The following is a 23572-nucleotide window of genomic DNA, read 5'->3' as shown; positions in this document are numbered from 1 at the left end:
GGGTGGGTGGGGTCGGGCATCGGGGTCCTTAGCGGGTGGCGGCGGAGATGGCGTCGGCGAGGCGGTCGAGGACGGCCGAGGCCTGTTCGTCGGTCAGGGTCAGCGGAGGCAGGAGACGCACGACGCAGGAGTGGCGGCCGCCGAGCTCGACGATCAGGCCGCGGTCCAGACAGGCCTGGCGGACGGCCACCGCGAGGCCGGGCGCGGCTTCCCCGGTGTCGGGGTCGGCCAGTTCGACGCCGATCATCAGCCCGCGGCCTCGTACGTCCGCCACGCACGGGTGGGCCGGGATCAAGCCGCGCAACTCGGCGAGCATGCGCGCGCCCAGGTTCTGCGCGCGCGCCGCGAGGCCGTTCTCCCGGACGTAGGCCATCGTCGCGGTGCCCGCCGCCATGGCCAGCTGGTTGCCGCGGAAGGTGCCGGCGTGGGCGCCGGGGGGCCACTGGTCCAGCTCCGCGCGGTACACGATCACCGCGAGCGGCAGGCTGCCGCCGATGGCCTTGGAGAGCACCATCACGTCGGGCACGACCCCCGCGTGGTCGACCCCCCCAGAAGGCTCCGGTGCGCCCGACTCCCGTCTGGACCTCGTCGGCGATCAGCGGGATCCCCCGCTCCGCCGTGATCTCCCGCATCCTGCGCAGCCAGGCGTCGGGGGCGGGGTGGACGCCTCCTTCGCCCTGGACCGGTTCGACGATCATTCCGGCGGGCGCGGGCACCCCGCTCTTCGGGTCGTCCAGCAGGTTCGACGTCCAACGGGCCGACAGTTCCGCGCCCTCGGCCCCGCCGACTCCGAACGGGCAGCGGTGGTCCTGCGGATACGGCAGCCGGGCCACCCGTACGTCCGTGGCCCCGCCGGAGACGGCCAGCGCCCCTGCCGTCATTCCGTGGTAGGCCCCCGTGAAGGCGAGCAGCCCGGACCGGCCGGTCGCGGTGCGGACGAGTGTGAGCGCGGCCTCCACCGCGTCCGTCCCGGCGGGTCCGCAGAACTGGATACGGGCGTCCGCGGCCAGCTCGGCCGGCAGGTTGGCGAACAGCTCGGTGGTGAAAGCGTCCTTGACCGGGGTCGCGAGGTCCAGCACGTGCAGCGGAGCCTCCGAGTCGAGTACTGCGCGGATGGCTTCGAGCACCACCGGGTGGTTGTGGCCGAGGGCGAGGGTTCCGGCGCCGGAGAGGCAGTCGAGGTAGCGGCGTCCGTCCGCCCCCTCGATGGTCAGCCCCCGCGCGCGCACGGGCACGATGGGGAGGGAGCGCGCGTACGTCCTCGCGGCGGACTCCCGTTGTGCCTGCCTGCGCAGGATCCCCTCGCCATGAGCGAGCCCCGGAGCCGGCCCGCACCCTTGCCCCGGCCCGGACCCCGGACCCGCGAAGTGCCCCGCTTCCGGGTCCCGGTTCGCCTGCGCCGGAACGTGCGCCCCGGCCGTGGCCTGCTCGCCCGTCAACGCCACGAGTGTCGCTCCTCCCGCACGGTTCTCCTCCGGAGTGCGCTTCGAACACCCGCGCTACTCCCCCATCCCCCGTACGTACCAACGACGGTGACGGCGGCGGATCACGGGTGGGCCCAAGATCCTTGCCCGGTCCAAGATCCTTGTCGGTCCAAGATCCTTGCCCGGCCGGGGGAGCCGGGGCTCCGGGAACCGGGACGTGGAGAACGGCGTCCCGGGGAACCAGCGCCCCGGGCTGTGCCGTCCCCGACGGCAGCGGCATAGTGGGGTGCTGCAACCCAGGAGCCCGCCAACCCAGGCACCAACCCGAACCACCCAGGGGGATTCACGACATGCGACCGATCCGACCGGTCACCGCGATCCTGTGCTCGGCCGCGCTCGCGCTGACCGCCGCGGCCTGCGGGCCCGGCGACGGTGAGACCGACGCCAAGCCGACCGTGGCCGTTAGCGTTCCGGCCAGCCTGGACGGGGTCAAGATCCCGGACGCACTCAAGGACAAGCTCAAGCAGCACGGCATCGACCTGGAGAAGTGGAAGGGGGGTGAGTGGAAGAACTGGAAGAAGGAGGACTGGCTCCGCGAGGCGGGCGACTACATCAACCCGATCATCGAGGACCTCTGGGACCCGGACCGGATGCGTGACGCCGACAAGACGCCGCAGCCTCCCGCGGTCGATCCGGACGCGGGCAAGGACCAGGGTGTCACCGACCCGACCCCGGCTCCGGTGGCCGCCAAGGCGGTGGCCCCGACCTACCACAAGAGCGTCCCCGCCTCCGGCAAGGTGTTCTTCGACGGACCCGAGGGATCGATGGTCTGCTCGGCGACCGTGGTCAAGGACCCGGCGCACCCCGGCAAGTCCAACATGGTCTGGACTGCGGGCCATTGCGTGCACGCGGGCAAGTCCGGTGGCTGGTACCGCAACATCGCCTTCGTCCCGTCGTACAACAACGCGGGCAAGTCCGCGGCCGCGCTCAAGGGTGCTCCCCGCGAGGAGGTGGCCCCGTACGGCGTGTGGTGGAGTGACTGGGCGCAGACCTCCGACCAGTGGATCGCGACCGGCGGTCCGACCGGCGGCGCGGGTGCCCCGTACGACTTCGCGGTGCTGCACGTGACCCCGGAGAAGGGCGGCGGCAAGTCGCTGGAGGAGACGGTCGGTACGGCGCTCCCGGTAGCGTTCAACGCCCCGGCCGCGCCCAAGCTCGCGAAGATGACGGCCACCGGCTACCCGGCGGCGGCCCCGTTCGACGGCCAGAAGACCTTCCAGTGCGCCGACAAGCCGGGCCGGCTGTCGCTGAACGCGACCGACCCCGCGATGTACCGCATCGGCTGCACGATGACCGGCGGTTCCTCGGGCGGCGGCTGGGTCGCGGCGGGCACCGACGGCAAGCCCGCGCTGGTGTCGAACACCTCGATCGGCCCCGTCAAGGCGGGCTGGCTGGCCGGGCCGCGGCTCGGTTCGGAGGCGAAGGGCGTCTTCGACGCCGTGAGCGGCAAGTTCAGGTAGCCGGACGGTCCCCGGCCGGGTTCCGCTCCGTGACCCGGCACGGGTCCTGGTCCGTGACCCGGCCCGAATTACGGTCCGCGCCCCGGCCCCGGCCGGGGACCCACCCGCGCACCGCATGACTGAGGGCCCCCGCAGTTGCGGGGGCCCTCAGTCGGTGCGTCAGTGCTTGGCGAGCACGTACGGAGCGAACTCCGCCGCCAGTTCGGCGTGTACCCGCGCCTTGAGCAGGGTGCCCTCCGCCGTGTGCTCCTCGGAGATCACCTCGCCCTCGGCGTGCGCCCGGGCGACCAGCGAGCCGCGCGTGTAGGGCACCACGGCCTCGACCTCGACCGCCGGCCGCGGCAGCTCCGCGTCGATGAGCGCGAGGAGTTTCTCGATGCCCTGACCCGTGCGCGCCGAGACGGCGATGGAGCGCCGCTCGATGCGCAGCAGGCGCTGGAGCACCAGCGGATCGGCTGCGTCCGCCTTGTTGATCACCACGATCTCGGGCACCTTGACGGCGCCGACCTCGCGGATGACCTCGCGGACCGCCGCCAGCTGCTCCTCCGGCGCCGGGTGCGAGCCGTCCACGATGTGCAGGATGAGGTCGGCGTCGCCGACTTCCTCCATCGTGGAGCGGAACGCCTCGACGAGGTGGTGGGGCAGGTGCCGGACGAAGCCGACCGTGTCGGCCAGGGTGTAGACCCGGCCGGACGGCGTCTCGGCCCGGCGCACGGTCGGGTCGAGGGTGGCGAACAGCGAGTTCTCCACCAGCACGCCCGCGCCCGTGAGGCGGTTGAGGAGCGAGGACTTGCCGGCGTTGGTGTACCCGGCGATGGCGACCGAGGGCACCTTGTTGCGGCGTCGTTCCTGCCGCTTGATGTCGCGGCCGGTCTTCATCTCCGCGATCTCCCGGCGCATCTTCGCCATCTTCTCGCGGATCCGGCGACGGTCGGTCTCGATCTTGGTCTCACCGGGGCCGCGGGTGGCCATGCCACCACCGCCGCCGCCACCCATCTGCCGGGACAGCGAAGCGCCCCAGCCGCGCAGTCGCGGCAGCATGTACTGCATCTGCGCGAGTGCGACCTGCGCCTTGCCCTCTCGGGACTTGGCGTGCTGGGCGAAGATGTCGAGGATGAGGGCGGTCCGGTCGACCACCTTCACCTTGACCACGTCTTCGAGGGCGATGAGCTGGCCGGGGCTGAGCTCGCCGTCGCAGACGACGGTGTCGGCGCCGCTCTCCGTCACGATGTCGCGCAGCTCGCGCGCCTTGCCGGAACCGATGAAGGTGGCCGGGTCGGGCTTGTCGCGGCGCTGGATCAGCCCGTCGAGTACGAGTGCGCCCGCCGTCTCGGCGAGGGCGGCGAGCTCCGCGAGGGAGTTGTCCGCGTCCTGCGCCGTGCCGGAGGTCCACACGCCCACGAGGACGACCCGCTCCAGGCGGAGCTGTCGGTATTCGACCTCGGTGACGTCTTCGAGTTCGGTGGAGAGGCCGGCCACGCGGCGCAGGGCCGCGCGCTCGGAGCGCTCGTACTGCTCGCCGTCCCGGTCTCCGTCGACCTTCTGGCTCCAGGCGACGTCCTCTTCCATCAGGGCGTCGGCCCGAAGGCTCTCGGTGAAGCTCTGCGGGTCCGGCGCATCCTGTGCGTCGTCCCGCGCGTCCTGGGAGGGGGAAGAAGAGGAGGTCATTGGATCCTTACGTCGTTTTTGGAAGGCGTCCGCGTCAGGTGAAGCGGAGCCAAGGCCAAAGCTACTCCCGCGCGTGACATAACACTGTCACGTCCAACGTGTGACACCCCCCGGAGATTCCCCGGGCAGTCCCGGCAGGTCCCGGCAAGCAGTCCCGTCAGGCGGTCGCGCAGCGGCCTCGTCGATGGTGGCATGCCCGTTCCGCACGCGTCACACGCTTTTCGCGGGGCTCCACTCCGGGTGCCCCGGCATGGCCGGCGTCTTCTTCCCGTACAGCCACGGCTCCAGGAACGCCTCCAGGTCCCGTCCCGCCTCCTGCGAGGCCAGCCGTACAAAGTCCGCCGTACCCGCGATCGCGTCCCGGTGCTCCCCCACCCAGCGGCGCTCCACCCGGTCGAAGGCCTCGGCCCCGATCTCCTGCCGCAGCGCGTACAGGATCAGCGCGGCGCCGTCGTAGACCACCGGCCGGAACAGCCCGATCTTCTCGCCCGGGGCGGCCGGCTTGGGCGCGGCGGGGGGTCCGCCGGCCGACCGCCACTGGTCGGAGCGCTGGTACGCCTCGCGCATCCGCCGCTCCAGGGAGTACTTGCCGAGGCCGTCCGCGTACAGGGCTTCGTACCAGGTGGCGTGGCCCTCGTTGAGCCACAGGTCCGACCAGGTGCGCGGGGTCACGCTGTCGCCGAACCACTGGTGGGCCAGCTCGTGGACCATCACGGACTCGACGTACCACTCGGGGTATCCGCCGCTGCCCGCGAACAGTGCGCTCTCGAACAGCGACAGGGTCTGCGTCTCCAGCTCGAAGCCGGTACGGGCCTTCGCGATGAGCACCCCGTAGTTCTCGAAGGGGTAGCGGCCGACCCGTGCCTCCATCCACTCGATGTGCCCGGCGGTCTTCTTCAGCCACGGCTCCAGCCGTTTCCGGTCCGCCGCGGGGACCACGTCGCGCAGCGGCAGACCGTGCGGACCGGTGCCGTGGATCACGGCCGAGTCGCCGATCGAGACCTGGGCGAGCTCGGTGGCCATCGGGTGCAGGGTCCGGTACGTCCACGTGGTCGCGGCGGTGGCACTGCGGGCCGGCAGTGCGCCCGGCACCCCGTTGGCCACGGCCGTCATTCCGGCCGGCGCGCTCACCCGGAAGGTGAAGTACGCCTTGTCGGCGGGGTGGTCGTTGCACGGGAAGACCCGGTGCGCGGCGTCGGCCTGGTTCGCCATGGCGAGCCCGTCATCGGTGACCACCCAGCCGCCGTCTCCGCGGCCGCGCGGGTCGCTCGTGTGCCGGACGGTGATGTGCAGGGGCAGGTTCGGCTCGACCGGCCGGGCGGGGGTCAGTACGAGGTCCTCGCCGACGCTCGCGAACGAGGCGGGTTCCCCGTTGACCTCGGCGGAGGCCACCTTTCCGTGGGTGAAGTCCAGGTTGACGGTTTCGAGGTGCGTGAGGCTGCGCGCGTCGATGACGGTGACCGCGTCGAGCGGGGTCTTGTTGTCCTTGTACGCGAAGGACAGGTCGTACGAGAGCACGTCGTAACCGGGGTTCCCGAGCTCGGGGAAGAGCGGGTCTCCGATGCCGAGCGCCTTGGGCGGGGGCACGACGGCGGCGACGAGGGTGAGGGAGGCCGCGGCCAGCAGGGCGGCGCGCAGGCGCGGAGAGGTGAGCTGCATCCCCCACCGCTTACCAGCGCCCGCCGCGCGCCCGCGAACGGCGCGCGACGGCTCCACCCGAAAGGGGTCGGCCGGGCTACGCCCGGCTGACGTCGTAGACGCCCGGCACGTCCCGCATGGCCCGCATCAGGGCCGGCAGACCCGTGGCGTCGGGCAGCTGGAGTGTGTAGCTGTGCCGGACCCGCTGTTCGACCGGCGGCTCCACGGTCGCGGAGACCACCTCGACCCCCTCGCGGGCGATGGCCTCGGTCAGATCGGCCAGCAGGTGCGGGCGGCCGAACGATTCGGCGAGCAGGGTGACCCGGCAGTCCGCGGTCGCCCGCCAGTGCACGGCGATGGGGGCCCGCCCCACCGCACGCATCTGGGCCACCGTCGCGCAGTGGACCCGGTGCACGGTGACGGCGCCGCCGCGTACGACGAACCCTTCGACGGCGTCCGGCGGCACCGGGGTGCAGCAGCCCGCGAGCCGCACGGTGGCGTCCGGCAGGTCGGCGACGGCGTTGCCCCCGCCACCGCGGATGCCGATCACCGACAGCGGCGGCCTGGGCGCGGCGGCGGCGGGCCCGGCCCCGTCGGGGTGGGAAGCCAGCCAGCTGCCGACGGCGATCCGGGCGGCCGGGGTCTTGGCGTGGTCCAGCCAGTCGGCGGCGGGCCCCGAGGAGGCGTCGTGCGCCAGCAGCAGCTGGACGGTGTCCCCGTCGGAGAGCCGGGAGGACAGGGAGGTCAGGCGCCCGTTGACCCGGGCGCCGATACAGCTGTGGGCCGCCTCGCCGTGCTGCGCGTAGGCGGCGTCGATACAGCTGGCGCCGGCCGGCAGGCCCAGCGTGCCCCCGTCGGCCCGGAACACGGTGATCTCCCGGTCCTGGGCGAGCTCCGAGCGCAGGACGTCCCAGAAGGTGTCGGGGTCGGGCGCCGACTGCTGCCAGTCGAGCAGCCGCGACAGCCAGCCGGGCCGCGTCGGGTCCACTCGCTCCTCTTCGCAGTCGGCCGCCTCGGCGGCCGGCGGAGCCGTGTACGGATTACCGAGGGCCACCACGCCCGCCTCGGCGACCCGGTGCATCTGCCGGGTCCGCACGATGACCTCGGCTACGTACCCCTCGGGCGTGGCGAAGGCGGTGTGCAGGGACTGGTACAGGTTGAACTTCGGGGAGGCGATGAAGTCCTTGAACTCGGAGATGACCGGGGTGAAGCAGGTGTGCAGCTCCCCCAGTACCGCGTAGCAGTCCGCGTTCTCGCCGACGAGCACCAGCAGGCGGCCGAAGTCGGAGCCGCGCAGCTCCCCGCGCTTGAGCGAGATCCGGTGCACGGAGACGAAGTGCCGGGGCCGCACCACCACCTCGGCGGCGATGCCCGCGTCGCGCAGGACGGCCCGTACCGACTCGGCGATGGCGGGCAGCGGGTCGCGGTCGCCCGCGTGGGCCGCGATGAGGGCGCGGGTGTGCTCGTACTCCTCGGGGTGCAGGATCGCGAAGACGAGGTCTTCCAGCTCGGTCTTCAGGGCCTGTACGCCGAGCCGTTCGGCGAGCGGGATCAGGACGTCGCGGGTGACCTTGGCGATGCGGGCTTGTTTCTCGGGCCGCATCACCCCGAGGGTGCGCATGTTGTGCAGCCGGTCGGCGAGTTTGATGGACATGACGCGGACGTCGTTGCCGGTGGCGACGAGCATCTTGCGGAAGGTCTCGGGCTCGGCGGCGGCGCCGTAGTCGATCTTCTCGACCTTGGTGACGCCGTCGACGATGAAGCAGACCTCGTCGCCGAACTCCTCGCGGACCTGATCGAGGGTCACGTCGGTGTCCTCGACGGTGTCGTGGAGGAGCGAGGCCGTCAGAGTGGTTGTCTCGGCGCCGAGTTCGGCCAGGATGAGCGTCACGGCGAGCGGATGTGTGATGTACGGCTCACCGCTCTTTCGCATCTGACCGCGGTGCGAGGTCTCCGCGAGCAGGTACGCGCGGCGCAGGAGGGACAGATCCGCGGCCGGGTGATGTGCCCGGTGCGCCTCGGCGACATGGCCGATGGCATCGGGCAGCCGGTCCCTGGGCGTGGGTCCGAGCAGTGCGGCGCGTCCGAGTCGTCGCAGGTCAAGCCTAGTGCGGCCGCGTCTGCGAAGTTCAGGGAGCGCTTCGGGACGTGCTTCGGGGTTCGTGGCCTCTGCACTCATGGGCACCTCCGACGGCTCCGGCCGGCGGTGGTGGGCTTGGGGTGAGCCCTCAGGGCCGGTGCCTGATGCTACCGACCCCACCACGTGGCGCAGTCCCTCTCTCGCTCAGCGTGAAACGGATCACCCATTAGAGGGAAGCTTTAAGCGAAAGCCGTTTCGGCGAGCCAGGCGGGATCGAACTCGCCCTCGGCCACGATCACGGCGGGTCCGGTCATCTCGATCCGCCCGTCGGGGTGCTCGGTGATGACCAGCGTGCCCCCGGGCAGATCGACGGTGTACGTGGCGGGCTCGCCGGTGACGGCCGGGTCCGCGCCGTCGCGGCGGATGGCGGCCACGGCGACCGCGCAGGCGCCGGTGCCGCAGGAGCGGGTCTCGCCGGAACCCCGCTCGTGGACGCGCATGGCGACGTGCCGGGGGCCGCGGTCGACGACGAACTCGACGTTGACACCCGTCGGGTAGGCGGACGCCGGGCTGTACGGGGGCGGGTCCAGCAGCTTCCCGGCGTCGTCCAGGCTGTCGACGAAGGCCACCGCGTGCGGGTTCCCCATGTTGACGTTGCGCGCGGGCCAGGAACGGGCCCCTACGGAGACGGTGACCTCGCCCTCGGGCAGTTCGGCGCGGCCCATGGAGACGGTCACGTCGCCGGTCTTGTCGAGGTGGACGCGCTTGACTCCGCCGCGGGTGGCGACGGCCAGGTCGCCCGCCTCCACGTGCCCGGCGTGCTGGAGGTAGCGGGCGAAGACGCGGACGCCGTTGCCGCACATCTCGGCGATGGAGCCGTCACTGTTGCGGTAGTCCATGAACCATTCGGCCTCGTCGGCCAGGTGCGCCGCCTCGGGGTGCGCGGCGGAGCGCACGACGTGCAGCACGCCGTCCGCGCCGATCCCGGCCCTGCGGTCGCACAGCCGCGCGACGGCGGAGGCCGACAGCTCGACGGTGTTGTCCGGATCCGGGACGATCACGAAGTCGTTCTCGGTGCCGTGGCCCTTGAGGAAGGAGAGGCTGGTCTGCGTCACCCGCCCATGGTACCGAGCCCGCGGCCGACCGGGCCGGGGCGCCCCGCTACCGGAGCCGGGCCACCCGGTACACCGCGAGCACGACGACACCCAGCGCGACCAGTGCGTACAGCAGGGCGAGGCGCCAGTCGGGCCGCAGTCCCGAACCGCGGGCCGGGAGCCCCGGCAGGGCGTAGCCCACGCGGCGGGCGGCCATCATGCCCCAGCCGCCGGCGCAGCAGCTGATGAGGAATCCGAGCATGGCCACGACCGCTCCGCCGTCGCCGAACTCGAAGGCGAGCGGGAAGGCGAACATCAGGGATCCGGCCGCGGCCAGGATGACGATGGGGGCGATCTGCCACAGCCTCAGGCGCCGCTGCGGGCGCAGTTCCACCTCGATCTCGGGGGCGCCGGCGGCTTCCGCCTCGGCGGAGTCCGGCGCGTCCGGGCCGTCGGTGGTCAGCCGCGCGGGTTCCGCGGGCAGTCCGAGGCCGTCGGCGTCCGCGAGCAGTCCGAGCACGTCGGCGGGAAGTCCCAGGCCGTCGCCGTCGGCGAGGGCACTGTGAAGCATCGGGTCCGTTTCCCGTCGGGCGTCGTCCCGTCCGGTGTCACGAGGGCCGGCCTCCATCGCCACGCGCCCTCCCTACTTGGACTCCGTACGCCGCCGTTCACCGCCGGTGACGGCACCGGCGGAAGTTTGATGATGGCACGCCGTCAGGCCCCGGACGGGCGTGCGGGGCGTCCCGATGCCATCACGTGATCAGGCTGTGACCGCTCGTTCGACCAACGACTGCGCGAGTCCGGCGAGTTCCCCCCGGTCCGCGACGCCCCCGCTGAGCCAGTGCACCCTCGGATCACGGCGGAACCACGAATCCTGCCGGCGGGCGAATCGCTTGGTGGCCCGGACCGTTTCGGCGCGCGCTTCCTCCTCCGTGCACTCCCCGGCGAGGACCGCCAGCACCTGCTGGTAGCCGAGCGCCCTGGAAGCGGTGATTCCGTGGCGCAGGCCCGCGGCCTCCAGCGCGCGGACCTCGTCCACCAGCCCGGCTTCCCACATCCGGTCCACGCGCAGGGCGATCCGCTCGTCGAGCTCGGGCCGGGCCACGTCCACACCGATCTGGACCGTGTCGTAGACGGACTCGTGGCCGGGCAGGTTGGCGGTGAACGGCCGTCCGGTGATCTCGATGACCTCCAGTGCCCGCACAATGCGGCGACCGTTGCTGGGCAGGATCGCCTGCGCGGCGGCCGGGTCGGCGGCCGCGAGGCGGGCGTGCAGGGCGCCGGGGCCGCGCAGGGTGGCCTCGGCCTCCAGCCGGGCCCGGACCTCGGGGTCGGTGCCGGGGAAGTCCATGGCGTCGAGCGCGCCCCGTACGTAGAGGCCGGAACCGCCGACGAGGACCGGCGTACGGCCCTGGGCGAGCAGCTCGTCGATCTCGGCGCGGGCGAGGCGCTGGTACTCGGCGACGCTCGCCGTCTCGGTGACGTCCCAGATGTCGAGGAGGCGGTGCGGGACCCCTCCGCGCTCCTGCGTCGTCAGTTTGGCCGTACCGATGTCCATCCCCCGGTACAGCTGCATCGAGTCGGCGTTGACGACTTCGCCGTCGAAATGACGGGCCAGGGCTACGCCCAGATCGGACTTTCCGGCCGCGGTGGGTCCTACGACGGCGATGACGCGCGGGGCGGTGGCTGCTTTCCTCACCGCACCAGTCTCGCAGCCCCCCGTCAAGGCACTGCCATGTACCCGATCGGGCTACGTGACGGCACCGGATCGGGGTCGTTGCCTTGGCGGGGTTCCGGCCCGGCGCGCGCCTGTCGTACGCCCGGCCCGTGACCGGCGTGAGCCGGTCCGGCCACGGCCCGGCCTGCGGCCCGTCCACGGCGGAACTTCACTCACACGAGTAACGTTATAGGAGTAGACATGGGCATTTTGGACCGGCTTCTCGGCCGTAAGACCCCGGTGACGACCGAAGAGGCCGTTTCCGCGGATCCGACGGCGGAGTCCGCGACGGCCGACGAGGCCGGGACCGAGCAGGCTGTGGCGGAGGAGAGCGCGGTGGAAGCCGTCGAGATCCCGAAGCAGCAGTCGGCGGAGGTCAGCGCGGACAGCGAGGCCGCAGAGGGTGCCCGTACGTAGCCAACCGCTATCGGAAGGTGACCCATGGGCCTGCTGGACAATCTGAAGGCCAAGCTCGCGCCCGCCAAGGACAAGGTCGGCGACCTCGCTGCGCAGCACGAGGGCAAGATCAGCCAGAATCTGGAGAAGGTGGCCAAGGCCGTCGACTCCAAGACCAAGGGCAAGTACAGCGGCCAGATCTCTAGCGGCGCGGACAAGGCGAAGGACGCCCTGGGCAAGATCGCGCACAAGGACACTCCCGGCGGGCCGACACCGCCGGCCGCTTCCTGACGCGGTCCCGGGCATCCCGGGAAGGGGCGCGGCACCACTCGGTGCCGCGCCCCTTCTCCGTGTACGAGTCCCTGCGGCCCGCCGCCGCCACGGGCGAAGGCTACGACCAGGCGGCGACGAAGTACCCGACCCCGTACGGGGCGTCCTCGTACAGCAGCCGGCCTTCCAGGCCCGCGCCCTCGGCGGCGCCCGCGAGCACCTGCCAGGGGGCCCGTCCCGCCGCCTGGAGCTCGGCGGCGAGTCCCGCGTCGAGGGCGGCGAGTGCGGGCAGGTCGGCGGCGCCGAGTGCGCGGGCGGCCTCGGCGTCGAAGGCGGCGGCGCGTTCGTCCAGGTAGCCGGGGGCCTTGAGGGACCGGCAGGCACTGCCGTCACCCATGACGAGCAGGGCGACCCGGGCCTCGCGCGCGGCGAGCTCCCGGCCGGCCTCGAGGCACCGCCCGGTGTCCAGCGGGCCGGCCCCGAAGCCCTCTACGGGCGCTGCGCCCCAGCCCGCCCGGCCGAGCAGCCAGGCGCCGACGGCGAGCGCGGTGGGCAGCAGGCGCGGGCCCTCTTCCCCCTCGCCCAGCCGTACGTCGGCCCCGGCGCCGAATCCGCGGAAGGTGCCGCGGGCGCCTTGCGGGTAGGGACCGTGGTGGTCCGGGTCGGCGGCTCCGACCACGACGAGCAGATCGGGCCGGGAGGCGGTGAGCACGGACAGCGCGTCGGAACACGCGGTCCGGGCGTCACCCAGTTCGGCGGCGGCTCCCGTGGCGAGCTCCGGCAGGAGCATCGGCGGGGCGGGGCAGACGGCGGCGGCTACGAGCATGATCCGCAGCGTAGCCGGAGCCGGGGGGCCGCGTCAGGACGGAACGGCGCAGCCCGCCGTGGTGACCGGCAGGGGGGCCGGGACGCCCAGGGTCGGGATGCCGAGGAGGACGCCCTTGGGCTGCGCCGGAGCCGCGTTGCGCTTCTCCCAGGCGTCGCCGGCACGGGTGCGGCGTACCGCCTGGGCCGGCCCCTCGGCCAGCAGGTGGTGCGGGGCGGCGTAGGTGATCTCCACGGTGACGACGTCGCCCGGGCGGACCTCTTCGTCCGGCTTCGTGAAGTGCACCAGGCGGTTGTCGGGGGCGCGCCCGGACAGCCGGTGCGTGGCGCCGTCCTTGCGGCCTTCGCCCTCCGCGACCATGACCTCCAGGGTGCGGCCGACCTGCGTCTTGTTCTCCTCCCAGGAGATCTCCTCCTGGAGGGCGACCAGGCGCATGTACCGCTCCTGGACGACTGCCTTGGGGATCTGCCCCTCCATGTCGGCGGCCGGGGTTCCGGGGCGCTTGGAGTACTGGAAGGTGAAGGCGTTCGCGAAGCGCGCCTCGCGCACCGCGTGCATGGTCTGCTGGAAGTCCTCCTCCGTCTCACCGGGGAAGCCCACGATGATGTCGGTGGAGATCGCCGCGTGCGGGATGGCGGCGCGGACCTTCTCGATGATGCCGAGGAAGCGCTCCTGGCGGTACGAGCGGCGCATCGCCTTCAGGATCGTGTCCGATCCGGACTGCATCGGCATGTGCAGCTGCGGCATGACGTTGGGGGTCTCGGCCATCGCCGCGATCACGTCGTCGGTGAAGTCGCGCGGGTGCGGGGAGGTGAAGCGGACCCGCTCCAGGCCTTCGATGGCGCCGCAGGCGCGCAGCAGCTTGGAGAAGGCCTCGCGGTCGCCCAGGTCGGAGCCGTAGGCGTTGACGTTCTGGCCGAGCAGGGTGATCTCGGATACGCCCTCGGCGACCAGGGCCTCGACCTCGGCGAGGATGTCGCCGGGACGGCGGTCCTCCTCCTTGCCGCGCAGCGCCGGGACGATGCAGAAGGTGCAGGTGTTGTTGCAGCCCACGGAGATCGAGACCCAGGCGGCGTACGCGGACTCGCGCCGGGTCGGGAGCGTGGAGGGGAAGGCCTCCAGCGACTCGGCGATCTCGATCTGCGCCTCTTCCTGGATGCGCGCACGCTCCAGCAGGACGGGCAGTTTGCCGATGTTGTGCGTGCCGAAGACCACGTCGACCCAGGGGGCGCGGTCCACGATGGTGTCGCGGTCCTTCTGGGCGAGGCAGCCGCCGACGGCGATCTGCATGCCGGGGCGCTTGGTCTTCATCGGGGCGAGCCGCCCGAGGTTGCCGTAGAGCTTGTTGTCGGCGTTCTCGCGGACGGCGCAGGTGTTGAACACGACGACGTCGGCGTCACCGTCGGAGCCCTGGGGGGCGCGGACGTACCCGGCGTCCTCCAGCAGGCCGGACAGCCGCTCGGAGTCGTGCACGTTCATCTGACAGCCGTACGTCCGGACCTCGTACGTTTTCACAACAGTCGCCTCGCCCTCGGTTCTCACCTAGCAAGGGTAAGGGTCGGGCGTGGCGGCCAGGGCCGGGCCGCGGGCCGGAGTGGCCCGGGCGGCCCGGGCGGGCCGTGACAGGACGGCGGGTCGGTGGCAGGATCGCGGCCATGCCTCTCGTATCGCCCCGGATCAGCAGGCGCCGTGCCCTGCGGGCCCTGGTGGCCGTACTGGCCGTGCTCTGCGCCCTCGTCTGGTGGCTGCGGCCCTTCGGCCGGCCGGAGGTCACGGGTGGGATCACCATCAGCACCGGCGTCCAGACCGGCGTCTACCACCGCTACGGCCAGCTGCTGGAGCAGGCGCTCGCCGAGGACGTGCCCGGGGTGCGCGTCCGGCTGAAGCCCAGCGAGGGCTCGCAGCAGAACCTGCAGCGGGTGGCCGCGGGCGAGGCCGACTTCACGGTGGCGACGGCCGACGCGGTGGCCAAGTACCGAGTCGACCGCAAGCCCGGAGCGGAGCGGCTGCGGGGTCTGGCCCGCCTCTACGACGACTACGTCCAGCTCGTGGTGCCCGCCGGGTCACCCGTCCAGTCCGCCCGGGACCTGCGCGGCAAGCGGGTCGCCGTCGGCCAGGACGGCTCGGGCGTGCGGCTGATCTCGGAGCGGCTGCTCACGGCGGCTTCGCTGGACCCCGACCGCGACATCACCCCGGTGGCCATCGGCATCGACACCATGCCGGCGGAGCTGGAGGCCGGCCGGATCGACGCCTTCTTCTGGTCGGGCGGCCTGCCCACCAATGCCGTGCGCGAGCTCTCGGAGCGGTTCGAGATCCGGCTCGTGCAGCTCGGCGACCTGGTGGAGGCGCTCCAGGCAGGTGGCAGTCCCGCGCGCTACTACCGGGCGGCGGTGATGCCCCAGGACGCCTACGCCCGCGCCCGCAACACCTCAGCGGTGTCCACCGTGGCGGTGCCGAACCTGCTGGTGACCCGGGAGGACACGGGCGCCGAGCTGACGGAGCAGTTCACGCGGACGGTGATCCTCAGCCGGGACGAGATCGGGCGCGAGGTGCACGCGGCCCAGCTCGTGGACCTGCGGACGGCGATCTACACGGACCCCCTGCAACTGCACGAGGGCGCGGGCCGCTACTACCGCTCCGTCAAGCCGTAGCCGCGTTCACGAGGACAGCAGCATCGTCGCCGCGGCCGCGGCCCCGATCAGGCCCGCGTGGGTGCCCAGCGTCGCCGGGACGACCTGGAGGTCCTTGACGAACGACAGGGTCGCGTACGAGGCCAGGTGCGTCCGGACCGGCCCGAAGAGGGTGTCCCCGGAGGCGGCGACGCCGCCTCCGATGACGGCGATGTCGGTCTCGACGAGGGTGGCGGTGGCCGCGATGGCGGCCGCCAGTGCCCGGCCCGCGCGGTCGAAGGCGGCCACGGCGACGGGATCGCCCGCAGCGGCGGCGGCCGCCACCCCGGCCGCGGTGGCGTCCCCGGCCGGAACCCAGCCCTGGGCCAGTGCCCAGGCCGCGATGGCGGTGCCGGAGGCGATGGACTCCACGCAGCCGCGGCCGCCGCACGCGCACGGCTCCCCGTCGAAGGCGACGCTGATGTGGCCGATGTGACCCGCGTTCCCGGTGGGGCCGGGGTGTAGCTGGTTGTTCAGGACGAGTCCGCCGCCGACGCCGGTGGAGACCACCATGCAGAGCGCGTTGGCGTGCCCGCGGGCGGCGCCCAGCCAGTGCTCCGCGGCGGTCATCGCCACCCCGTCGCCGGCCAGCACCGTCGGGATCCGCATCCTGTGCTCCGCGAGCTCCGCCTCCACCCGGGCCTGGACGGGGAAGCCCCGCCAGGCGCCGATGTTGACCGGGCTCACCGTGCCGAGCGCGGTGTCCACCGGGCCCGCGCTGCCGATCCCGCACCGGACGGCCGAGGCCCACAGCGGGGACTTCGCCAGCTCCGCGACGACCTCGGCGACGGCGGCGAACACGGTGTCCCCGTCGGCGCCGCGCGGGGTGGGGCGGCGGGTGGTGGCCGTCATGGTGCCGTCGGAGTCCACGAGCGCGCCGGCGATCTTCGTACCGCCGATGTCGATCGCGACCGTCGGGCCGCGGTCGCTGCCCGCTCCGGCCCGGGGGGCGGGGAGGGCGGGGGCGGGAATGGGGGTGGGAGTGGTCACGGTGGCGCTCCAGGAAGGGGTCGGAATCAGTATGCGGCCGACGGCGGGGCCGTACTCTCTCGGGGCTCCAGCCTCGGCCGCTCGCTCTCACGGGACCTCGGCGGCCCCCCGGCGAGGACGGCGAGGAGTTCCTCGGCGGCGAGCCGGCCGAACCCGGCGGTATCGCGGACCAGGGCCGTGAGCCGGGGGCGGGTGGCCCGGCAGAGCGCGGAGTCGTCCCAGGCGACGACGGAGAGTCCGCCCTGTACGGGGATGCCCAGCTCGGAGGCGGCACCCACGCCGGCCACCGCCATCACGTCGTTGTCGTAGACGATCGCGGTCGGCGGCTCGGCCTCGGCCTCGGCAAGGATCCGCCGGGTGGCCTGCGCCCCCTCGGCGTCGGAGTAGTCGGTGGCGACCGAGCGCACCTGTCCGGGGCCGAGGCCCAGACGCTGCGCCTCCGCGCGCAGCGAGCTGATCCGGCGGTGGCCGAGTCCGTACAGGTGCTCGAGCACCTGCGCCATGGCACCGGCGTCGGTCCGCCCGGACGCGAACAGGGCGGTGGGGGAACCGGAGCCCGGTCCCGTCTCCCCCACCGTGACGGCCGGGAGGACGAGCTGTTCGAGCAGGGCCGGGCGCGGGTCCTCGGGCCTCGGGTCCACGACGACGACCCCGTCGACGCGCCGCTCCGCCCACCAGCGGCGGTAGACGGCGCATTCGGCGTCGCGACCTGATCCGGCAGGACGCCCTCGGCCGGTTCCCCGTCGCCGAGAAGCTGGTGCAGGTGGCGCAGGCGTACGGGTTCGACGGCTGGATCGTCAACGCCGAGACCGACGGCGGCGACAGCGAACTCGCCGCCCGGATGCGGCAGTTCCTGCGCGCCCTGCGCGCCGCCGGTGAACCGCACGGCCTCTCCATCACCTGGTACGACGCGTGGACGGGGCCCGGCACTGGGAGCTGCTGCGCGCGGTCGAACGCTGCCTGGACGCGCTCGACCTCCAGGCGGTGAACGAGACGGCGGCCGCCGCCGGCGCCGAACTCAAGGAGGTGCTGTCGCCGCCCGCCGACGCCTCCACGCACCGAGGCTCCCTGCCTTTCGCGTGCAGGGCCGCATAGGCGTCCACGGCCTCCTGCGACTCGTTCCGACGGAACGTCTTCGTGTCGAAAGCGACACGCGAGGTGTGATCGGCGGCCCGGTTGCAGGCGCGCGCAGTCGCCGCCGAAGCGGCCGTGCCATACGCACAGCGGTCCGGCTGTACGAGACCACGGGCGGCCGGGCCGACGCCCGGCTGACCCTGGACTTCGACCACGCCGGCGTGCGCGCCACGGACCTGCTGGCGCGCCCGCCGGCCGAAGCCCCCGCGCTGGTGGCGTCCTCGGGCGCGCCGGCCCACGTACGGCTCGGTCCGTTCGAGCTGGTGACCCTGCGGTTCACTCGGGGCAGGCGGTGGGGTCGGCGCGCGGGACGGCCACCGTCACGCGCAGCCCGTGCGGCGGGTTCTTCTCGTAGGAGAGGGACCCGCCGCCCGCGGCGAGCAGGGTGCGGGAGATGGAGAGGCCGAGCCCGGAGCCCTTGACGTTCTGGTGGCGGCCGCTGCGCCAGAACCGGTCCCCGATCCGGAGCATCTCCTCCGCGGTGAGTCCGGGGCCCCGGTCGGCGACCACGATCCGCACCCGGTCGCCCTCCACGGAGAGCGCGACTTCGACGGCCTCACCCTCGGGAGTGAACTTGAGGGCGTTGTCGATGACGGCGTCGAGCGCGCTGGAGAGCGCGATCGGGTCGGCCCAGCCGGTGGCGGCGCTGCGCCCCGTCGCGGTGAGCCGGACGCCCTTCTCCTCGGCGAACGGGCGCCAGGCGGTCACCCGCTCGGCGGCAAGCCCCGCGATGTCGATGAGCCTGATCTCGGCGGTGGCGTGCTCGGCCAGGGCAAGGTCCAGCAGGTCGTCCAGGACCTGGGTCAGCCGCTTTCCCTCGGTCCGTACGGAGGCGATCTCCGCATTGCCCTCGGGCAGTTCGAGGGCGAGCAGCTCGATCCGCAGGAGCAGTGCGGCCAGCGGATTGCGCAGCTGGTGGGAGGCGTCCGCGACAAAGGCCCGCTGCTGCTCCAGCACCTCTTCGACGTTGTCGGCCATCTCGTTGAACGAGCGGGACAGGCGCCTGAGTTCCGGGGGGCCGCCGCTCGCCGCGACCCGGGAGTTCATCCGCCCCGTGGCGATGCCGTGAGCGGCCGCGTCCAGGGTCTGCACGGGCTTGAGTACCCAGCTGGTCAGCCGCAGGGCGGCGCCGAAGGCCAGCAGCATGGCCGCGCCGAGCCCGGCGGCGATGAGCAGCCAGCCCCGCAGGATCCGGGCTCGCATCTGGTCGGTGGGTGAATCGGTGGCGACGACGGCGACCACGTCACCGTCGAGGATGACCGGGGAGATGACGAGGAGTCTGCCGCGGGTCTGCCAGGGCCACACCTGGCCGGGGTCGTGGCTGCGCCGCCCGGCGACCGCGTCTTCGACCGCCTTGGTGCCGTCTCCCGATTTCGGGATTTCCCACCAGCCGGGGGACCGGGCCATGGCGTTGTCGTCCCGCCGGAAGATGCCGACGCGGATCCCGTACAGCTCCTGGTAGCGGGCCAGTTCCTGCTGGAGGGTCGCGCGGCGCTCGTCGGCTCCGCTGGCGTTGGAGCCCTCGGCGTCGATGACGAACTGGGCGAGTGCGGCGAAGCGGGCGCTGTCGTCGATCCGGTCGACGACCACCCGCTGCTGCTGCCCGGCCGCGAGGGCCACCGCGAGCGGGAAGCCGAGGGCGAGCAGGACGCCCGCCATCAGGACGACGAGCAGCGGGAGCAGACGGGCGCGCACGACGGGTCGCCGCTAGACGGCGGGCGGGGCGGAGGCCGCGGGCGGGGCGGGGGCGGGCGGGACCGGCGGGGCGGGCGGCACGACGAGCCGGTATCCCACGCCGCGGACGGTCTCGATGAGCGCCGGCATGCGCAGCTTGGAACGCAGCGAGGCCACGTGCACTTCGAGGGTCCGGCCGGTCCCTTCCCAGCTGGTGCGCCACACCTCGCTGATGATCTGCTCGCGGCGGAAGACGACTCCGGGGCGCTGCGCGAGCAGGGCCAGCAGGTCGAACTCCTTGCGGGTGAGCGGTACGTCGACCCCGTCCACGCTGACCCGGCGAGTGGACGCCTCGAGGCCCACGGTCCCGAGGCGGACCAGGCCGGACGTGCTCGCGGGGCCGGCGGCGGTCTCCTCGGAGACGCCGGTACGGCGGGCCACCGCGTGGATCCGGGCGAGGAGTTCGCCGGTGTCGTAGGGCTTGGTGACGTAGTCGTCGGCGCCCATGTTGAGTCCGTGGATGCGGGAGCGCACGTCGGCCCGCGCGGTGACCATGATGACGGGCGTGGTGGTGCGCTTGCGGATCTTGCCGCACACCTCGTACCCGTCCTGGTCGGGCAGGCCGAGGTCGAGCAGGATCACCCCGTAGGCGGAGGCCTGGGACGGGGTGCCCGCCGTCAGCAGGGCCTGCAGGGCCTCCTCGCCGCTGCGGGCATGGGTGACCTTGAAGCCGTGCCGGGCGAGGATCGCGGACAGGGCGGCGGCGACGTGGTCGTCGTCCTCGACGAGCAGCAGTCTCATGTCGTCCCCCTCTCCATCTCTTCGCGTTCGTTTGGCGGCCACCAAGCATCCACGCCGATGCGGACTCCCACGTCAAGGCGGTTCCGGTCCGACGGGCCTTCCGTTACGCACCCGGTACGGCCACGGCCGGTGCCTGACGGCCTCGAGTACGGAGCGTATCGGTGCGAGGCCGGATCGTTATGCTCAATTCTCCCTCAGATGTACTGACGCTGTGCGCGCCACATCACTACTGTCCTCCCAACCGAGGTGGACGGAGCCACAAGCCGATGAGCGGAGTATCAGTGACCAAGGACGTGCGGGACGCGGCCGGTGCCGCGGACGACCTGGTCGTGCTGAACAACGTAAACAAGCACTTCGGCGCGCTGCACGTGCTTCAGGACATCGATCTGAGCATTGCCCGCGGTGAGGTCGTCGTGGTGATCGGCCCTTCGGGGTCGGGCAAGTCCACGCTGTGCCGGACCATCAACCGCCTGGAGACGATCGATTCGGGCAGCATCACGGTCGACGGGAAGGTACTTCCCTCCGAGGGGCGGGAACTGGCCCGGCTGCGCGCCGACGTGGGCATGGTCTTCCAGTCGTTCAACCTCTTCGCGCACAAGACGGTGCTGCAGAACGTGATGCTGGGCCAGCTCAAGGTCCGCAAGACGGACCAGACGGCGGCCCTGGAGAAGGCGAAGTCCCTCCTCGACCGGGTGGGCGTCGGCTCGCAGGCCGACAAGTACCCGGCGCAGCTCTCGGGCGGCCAGCAGCAGCGTGTCGCGATCGCTCGTGCCCTGGCGATGGATCCGAAGGTGATGTTGTTCGACGAGCCGACCTCGGCCCTCGACCCGGAGATGATCAACGAGGTGCTGGAAGTCATGCAGCAGCTCGCCCGGGAAGGGATGACCATGGTGGTCGTCACGCACGAGATGGGCTTCGCCCGCTCTGCCGCCAACCGGGTTGTCTTCATGGCCGACGGGAAGATCGTCGAAGAGGCGACGCCCGAGCAGTTCTTCAGCAATCCGCGGAGTGACCGCGCCAAGGACTTCCTCTCGAAGATCCTGCACCACTGACCTTCGCATCTGGTAGTGATCCGGTGACGGATCGTCGCCCAGCAAAGCTTCACGTCTGTCGCACGTTCCACGTCACACGACTCACGTCACACGTCTCACTTCGAGGGAAGTCCACCATGAAGCTCTCCAAGGTCGGCGCGGCCGCCGCTGTCGCCGTAGCTCTCGCCCTGACCGCGACCGCCTGTGGCGGCAGCAGCGACAAGGCGTCCGGTGACGGCGGTTCGACCGCCGGCGCCAAGAAGGACAAGATCGTCATCGGCATCAAGTTCGACCAGCCGGGTGTGGGCCTGAAGACCCCCGACGGCAAGTTCACGGGCTTCGACGTGGACGTGGCGACGTACGTGGCCAAGGAGCTCGGCTACGAGCCGAACCAGATCGAGTTCAAGCAGGCCGTCAGCGCCGAGCGCGAGAACCTGATCTCCAACGGCGACGTGAAGCTGGTCGTCGCGAGCTACTCGATCAACGACAAGCGCAAGGCGAAAGTCGACTTCGCCGGCCCGTACTTCCTCGCGCACCAGGACCTGCTGGTCCGTGCCGACGACACCTCGATCACCAAGGCCGAGGACCTCAACAAGAAGAAGCTCTGCTCGGTCACCGGCTCCACGTCGGCGCAGAACGTCAAGACCAAGCTGGCCCCCGAGGCCGACCTCCTGGAGCTGGGCGGCTACTCCGAGTGCCTGACCGGCCTGGAGAACAAGAAGGTCGACGCCCTCACCACGGACAACTCGATCCTCGCCGGTTACGCCGCGCAGGACAAGAACAAGGGCAAGTTCAAGCTGGTCGGGCTGAGCCTGAGCAACGAGAACTACGGCATCGGTCTGAAGAAGGGCGACAAGGACCTTCAGACCAAGGTCAACGCCGCCATCAAGAAGATGCAGGCGGACGGCGCCTGGGAAGCGGCCGTGAAGGCGAACTTCGGTCCGTCCGGCTACAAGAACGAGCCGGCTCCGCAGATCACCGAAGGCAGCTGATTCACCGGTGAGGGGCGCCGCCGCCCGTCCGTCACGGGCGGCGGCGTGCCTCGCCGGCCAACCTGGCCATCCTGGGGAGAGCGCAGGCCATCGTGTTCGATTTTCTTGATTCCGGGCAGTACGACCTGCTCGGAGCCTTCTGGGTGACGGTTCAGCTCACCCTCTACTCGGCCCTCGGGTCCCTGGTCTGGGGCACCGTCCTGGCCGGGATGCGGGTCAGCCCCGTTCCGCTGATGCGGGCCTTCGGCACCACGTACGTCAACGTGGTGCGCAACATCCCGCTGACCGTGCTGCTGATCGCCTGCTCGCTGGGGCTCAACCAGACGCTCGGCGTCACGCTCGGCGGCGGCACCTTCAAGGACATCGGCTTCCGGCTCGCGGTCCTCGGACTCACCGCCTACACCGGTACCTTCGTCTGCGAGGCGCTGCGCTCGGGCATCAACACGGTCCCGGTCGGGCAGGCCGAGGCCTCCCGCGCACTGGGCCTGAGCTTCGTCCAGACGCTCACCCTGATCGTGCTCCCCCAGGCCTTCAGGGCGGTCGTCGCGCCGCTCGCCAACGTACTGATCGCCCTTACCAAGAACACCACGGTGGCAGCGGCCATCGGCGTGGCCGAAGCGGCCCTGCTGATGAAGGAGATGACCGAGAACGAGGCGCAGGCGCTCTTCCTCGTCTTCGGCATCTTCGCCCTGGGCTTCGTCCTTCTGACCCTGCCCACCGGCCTGCTCCTGGGCTGGGTGGCCAAGCGAGTGGCGGTGAAGCGATGACCTCGGTGCTGTACGACACCCCGGGCCCCAAGGCCAAGGTGCGCAACTGGATCTACACCGTCATCTTCCTCGTCGTGGCCGTCGCGGCCCTGTGGTACGTGCTGTCCATCCTGTCGGACAACGGCCAGCTCGACGCCGACAAATGGAGCCCGTTCTTCACCGACGGCCAGGTCTGGACGACCTTCCTCCTGCCCGGCCTCGGCGAAACCCTGCAGGCCGGCGCCATCGCCATGGTGATCGCACTGCCGATGGGCGCGCTGCTCGGCATCGGCCGGCTCTCCGACCACGCGTGGGTACGTGCCGCCGTCGGTACCTGGGTCGAGTTCTTCCGGGCCGTACCGGTCCTGATGCTGATGCTGTTCGGGTCCGCCTTCTACGTGAAGTACACGGGCATCGACTCCGCGATCCGGCCGCTCTACGCCGTGATCACGGGCCTGGTCCTGTACAACTCCGCGGTCATCGCCGAGATCGTCCGGGCCGGCGTCCAGTCCCTCCCGAACGGCCAGACCGACGCCGCGAAGGCGATCGGCATGCGCAAGGGCCAGGCCATGACCTACGTCCTGCTCCCGCAGGCGGTCACCGCCATGCTGCCGGCGCTGGTCAGCCAGCTCGTGGTGATCCTGAAGGACACCGCGATCGGCGGTGCGGTGCTGGGCCTCGCCGAACTCATGTCTACGTACCGGCAGATCTCGGCTAACTTCAGCAACACCATCCCGACCCTCCTGATCATCGCGGTGATCTACGTCGCGGTGAACTTCGCCCTCACCACCTTCGCCTCCTGGCTGGAGGGCCGGCTTCGGAAGTCGACGAAGACCACGGACGCGATGGTTCCGATCACCCAGTTCGACGCCGGCGACGGCGGTACGGCCCCCGGGGCGTGA

The 23572-nt window shown here is 71.8% G+C and carries 21 protein-coding genes and 2 pseudogenes; 10 read left to right on the top strand and 13 right to left on the bottom strand.

What is annotated here, in order from left to right; genetic code table 11:
• Nucleotides 1–28 precede the first annotated feature (28 nt).
• Nucleotides 29–1298, bottom strand: a pseudogene (locus OTB20_RS33195) (diaminobutyrate--2-oxoglutarate transaminase family protein).
• Nucleotides 1299–1774: 476 nt separating this feature from the next.
• On the opposite strand from OTB20_RS33195, the gene OTB20_RS33190 reads away from it, so the two are divergent.
• Nucleotides 1775–2944, top strand: a complete 1170-nt coding sequence (locus tag OTB20_RS33190; RefSeq protein ID WP_267823298.1) for a trypsin-like serine peptidase — start codon at nt 1775–1777, stop codon at nt 2942–2944.
• A gap of 159 nt (nt 2945–3103) precedes the next feature.
• Here OTB20_RS33190 and hflX read toward each other — a convergent pair whose 3' ends face one another.
• From hflX to miaA, 6 genes are all read right to left on the bottom strand, one after another.
• Nucleotides 3104–4612, bottom strand: coding sequence for a GTPase HflX (hflX, locus tag OTB20_RS33185; protein WP_267823297.1), 1509 nt, complete (start codon nt 4610–4612; stop codon nt 3104–3106).
• Nucleotides 4613–4822: 210 nt separating this feature from the next.
• A complete protein-coding gene (locus OTB20_RS33180; protein ID WP_267823296.1) occupies nt 4823–6271 on the bottom strand; it encodes a M1 family metallopeptidase in 1449 nt (482 codons plus the stop codon).
• 76 nt (nt 6272–6347) lie between these two features.
• On the bottom strand, nt 6348–8429 hold the full coding sequence (locus tag OTB20_RS33175) for a RelA/SpoT family protein (RefSeq protein WP_267823295.1): 2082 nt from the start codon (nt 8427–8429) through the stop codon (nt 6348–6350).
• Between the two features lie 140 nt (nt 8430–8569).
• Nucleotides 8570–9445 carry a diaminopimelate epimerase gene (gene dapF, locus OTB20_RS33170; RefSeq protein WP_267823294.1) on the bottom strand — a complete coding sequence of 292 codons (876 nt, stop codon included), beginning with the start codon at nt 9443–9445 and terminating at the stop codon, nt 8570–8572.
• Between the two features lie 46 nt (nt 9446–9491).
• On the bottom strand, nt 9492–10058 hold the full coding sequence (locus OTB20_RS33165) for a hypothetical protein (protein WP_420716537.1): 567 nt from the start codon (nt 10056–10058) through the stop codon (nt 9492–9494).
• A gap of 126 nt (nt 10059–10184) precedes the next feature.
• Nucleotides 10185–11123, bottom strand: coding sequence for a tRNA (adenosine(37)-N6)-dimethylallyltransferase MiaA (gene miaA / locus OTB20_RS33160; protein ID WP_267823291.1), 939 nt, complete (start codon nt 11121–11123; stop codon nt 10185–10187).
• Between the two features lie 219 nt (nt 11124–11342).
• Here miaA and OTB20_RS33155 point away from each other — a divergent pair, with 219 nt between their 5' ends.
• Both OTB20_RS33155 and OTB20_RS33150 read left to right on the top strand, forming a co-directional pair.
• Nucleotides 11343–11558: a gliding motility protein gene (locus OTB20_RS33155; protein ID WP_267823289.1), complete on the top strand. Its 216-nt coding sequence runs from the start codon at nt 11343–11345 to the stop codon at nt 11556–11558.
• Nucleotides 11559–11582: 24 nt separating this feature from the next.
• Entirely contained in the window at nt 11583–11828 is a 246-nt protein-coding gene (locus OTB20_RS33150) for an antitoxin (protein ID WP_267823287.1), read from the top strand.
• Between the two features lie 100 nt (nt 11829–11928).
• On the opposite strand, the gene OTB20_RS33145 is transcribed toward OTB20_RS33150, so the two are convergent.
• Both OTB20_RS33145 and miaB read right to left on the bottom strand, forming a co-directional pair.
• Nucleotides 11929–12633: a hypothetical protein gene (locus tag OTB20_RS33145; protein WP_267823285.1), complete on the bottom strand. Its 705-nt coding sequence runs from the start codon at nt 12631–12633 to the stop codon at nt 11929–11931.
• A gap of 33 nt (nt 12634–12666) precedes the next feature.
• Nucleotides 12667–14175: a tRNA (N6-isopentenyl adenosine(37)-C2)-methylthiotransferase MiaB gene (gene miaB / locus OTB20_RS33140; RefSeq protein WP_267823283.1), complete on the bottom strand. Its 1509-nt coding sequence runs from the start codon at nt 14173–14175 to the stop codon at nt 12667–12669.
• A 113-nt stretch (nt 14176–14288) separates the two neighbouring features.
• Between miaB and OTB20_RS33135 the strand changes: the two genes are divergently transcribed.
• A complete protein-coding gene (locus tag OTB20_RS33135) occupies nt 14289–15284 on the top strand; it encodes a TAXI family TRAP transporter solute-binding subunit (protein WP_267823281.1) in 996 nt (331 codons plus the stop codon).
• Between the two features lie 6 nt (nt 15285–15290).
• On the opposite strand, the gene OTB20_RS33130 is transcribed toward OTB20_RS33135, so the two are convergent.
• Nucleotides 15291–16208 carry an ROK family protein gene (locus OTB20_RS33130; RefSeq protein WP_267823305.1) on the bottom strand — a complete coding sequence of 306 codons (918 nt, stop codon included), beginning with the start codon at nt 16206–16208 and terminating at the stop codon, nt 15291–15293.
• A 110-nt stretch (nt 16209–16318) separates the two neighbouring features.
• On the bottom strand, nt 16319–16933 hold the full coding sequence (locus OTB20_RS33125; protein WP_324290448.1) for a LacI family DNA-binding transcriptional regulator: 615 nt from the start codon (nt 16931–16933) through the stop codon (nt 16319–16321).
• 116 nt (nt 16934–17049) lie between these two features.
• Here OTB20_RS33125 and OTB20_RS33120 point away from each other — a divergent pair, with 116 nt between their 5' ends.
• Nucleotides 17050–17280 (top strand): endo-beta-N-acetylglucosaminidase, encoded by a 231-nt coding sequence (locus OTB20_RS33120; protein WP_324290447.1) that lies wholly within the window; start codon nt 17050–17052, stop codon nt 17278–17280.
• A gap of 91 nt (nt 17281–17371) precedes the next feature.
• Nucleotides 17372–17686: pseudogene (locus OTB20_RS42590) on the top strand (glycosyl hydrolase-related protein); the annotation flags it as partial.
• A 16-nt stretch (nt 17687–17702) separates the two neighbouring features.
• Here OTB20_RS42590 and OTB20_RS33115 read toward each other — a convergent pair.
• Together OTB20_RS33115 and OTB20_RS33110 are read right to left on the bottom strand one after the other, a co-directional pair.
• Nucleotides 17703–19121 (bottom strand): sensor histidine kinase, encoded by a 1419-nt coding sequence (locus OTB20_RS33115; protein ID WP_267823277.1) that lies wholly within the window; start codon nt 19119–19121, stop codon nt 17703–17705.
• A gap of 12 nt (nt 19122–19133) precedes the next feature.
• The gene (locus OTB20_RS33110) at nt 19134–19901 is read right to left on the bottom strand and encodes a response regulator transcription factor (protein ID WP_267823275.1); all 768 of its coding nucleotides are present in this window, start codon (nt 19899–19901) and stop codon (nt 19134–19136) included.
• A gap of 266 nt (nt 19902–20167) precedes the next feature.
• On the opposite strand from OTB20_RS33110, the gene OTB20_RS33105 reads away from it, so the two are divergent.
• From OTB20_RS33105 to OTB20_RS33090, 4 genes are all read left to right on the top strand, one after another.
• Complete coding sequence (locus tag OTB20_RS33105; RefSeq protein ID WP_324290446.1) at nt 20168–20953, top strand: amino acid ABC transporter ATP-binding protein; 786 nt, start codon at nt 20168–20170, stop codon at nt 20951–20953.
• Nucleotides 20954–21069: 116 nt separating this feature from the next.
• The gene (locus tag OTB20_RS33100) at nt 21070–21924 is read left to right on the top strand and encodes a glutamate ABC transporter substrate-binding protein (RefSeq protein ID WP_267761668.1); all 855 of its coding nucleotides are present in this window, start codon (nt 21070–21072) and stop codon (nt 21922–21924) included.
• A 92-nt stretch (nt 21925–22016) separates the two neighbouring features.
• The gene (locus OTB20_RS33095) at nt 22017–22691 is read left to right on the top strand and encodes an amino acid ABC transporter permease (protein WP_267761666.1); all 675 of its coding nucleotides are present in this window, start codon (nt 22017–22019) and stop codon (nt 22689–22691) included.
• Nucleotides 22688–23572, top strand: coding sequence for an amino acid ABC transporter permease (locus OTB20_RS33090; RefSeq protein ID WP_267823273.1), 885 nt, complete (start codon nt 22688–22690; stop codon nt 23570–23572). Before OTB20_RS33095 ends, OTB20_RS33090 begins: the two co-directional genes overlap by 4 nt.

The organism is Streptomyces sp. H27-H1, from assembly GCF_026627445.1.
GTDB lineage: Bacteria > Actinomycetota > Actinomycetes > Streptomycetales > Streptomycetaceae > Streptomyces.
This window is presented reverse-complemented; position numbering and strand designations above follow the sequence as displayed.

Coding starts and splice junctions, on each gene's coding strand:
- OTB20_RS33190 (WP_267823298.1), top strand. CDS start 1,775: ATGCGACCGATCCGACCGGTCACCGCGATCCTGTGCTCGGCCGCGCTC.
- hflX (WP_267823297.1), bottom strand. CDS start 4,612: ATGACCTCCTCTTCTTCCCCCTCCCAGGACGCGCGGGACGACGCACAG.
- OTB20_RS33180 (WP_267823296.1), bottom strand. CDS start 6,271: ATGCAGCTCACCTCTCCGCGCCTGCGCGCCGCCCTGCTGGCCGCGGCC.
- OTB20_RS33175 (WP_267823295.1), bottom strand. CDS start 8,429: ATGAGTGCAGAGGCCACGAACCCCGAAGCACGTCCCGAAGCGCTCCCT.
- OTB20_RS33155 (WP_267823289.1), top strand. CDS start 11,343: ATGGGCATTTTGGACCGGCTTCTCGGCCGTAAGACCCCGGTGACGACC.
- OTB20_RS33150 (WP_267823287.1), top strand. CDS start 11,583: ATGGGCCTGCTGGACAATCTGAAGGCCAAGCTCGCGCCCGCCAAGGAC.
- OTB20_RS33145 (WP_267823285.1), bottom strand. CDS start 12,633: ATGCTCGTAGCCGCCGCCGTCTGCCCCGCCCCGCCGATGCTCCTGCCG.
- OTB20_RS33135 (WP_267823281.1), top strand. CDS start 14,289: ATGCCTCTCGTATCGCCCCGGATCAGCAGGCGCCGTGCCCTGCGGGCC.
- OTB20_RS33110 (WP_267823275.1), bottom strand. CDS start 19,901: ATGAGACTGCTGCTCGTCGAGGACGACGACCACGTCGCCGCCGCCCTG.
- OTB20_RS33105 (WP_324290446.1), top strand. CDS start 20,168: ATGAGCGGAGTATCAGTGACCAAGGACGTGCGGGACGCGGCCGGTGCC.
- OTB20_RS33100 (WP_267761668.1), top strand. CDS start 21,070: ATGAAGCTCTCCAAGGTCGGCGCGGCCGCCGCTGTCGCCGTAGCTCTC.
- OTB20_RS33090 (WP_267823273.1), top strand. CDS start 22,688: ATGACCTCGGTGCTGTACGACACCCCGGGCCCCAAGGCCAAGGTGCGC.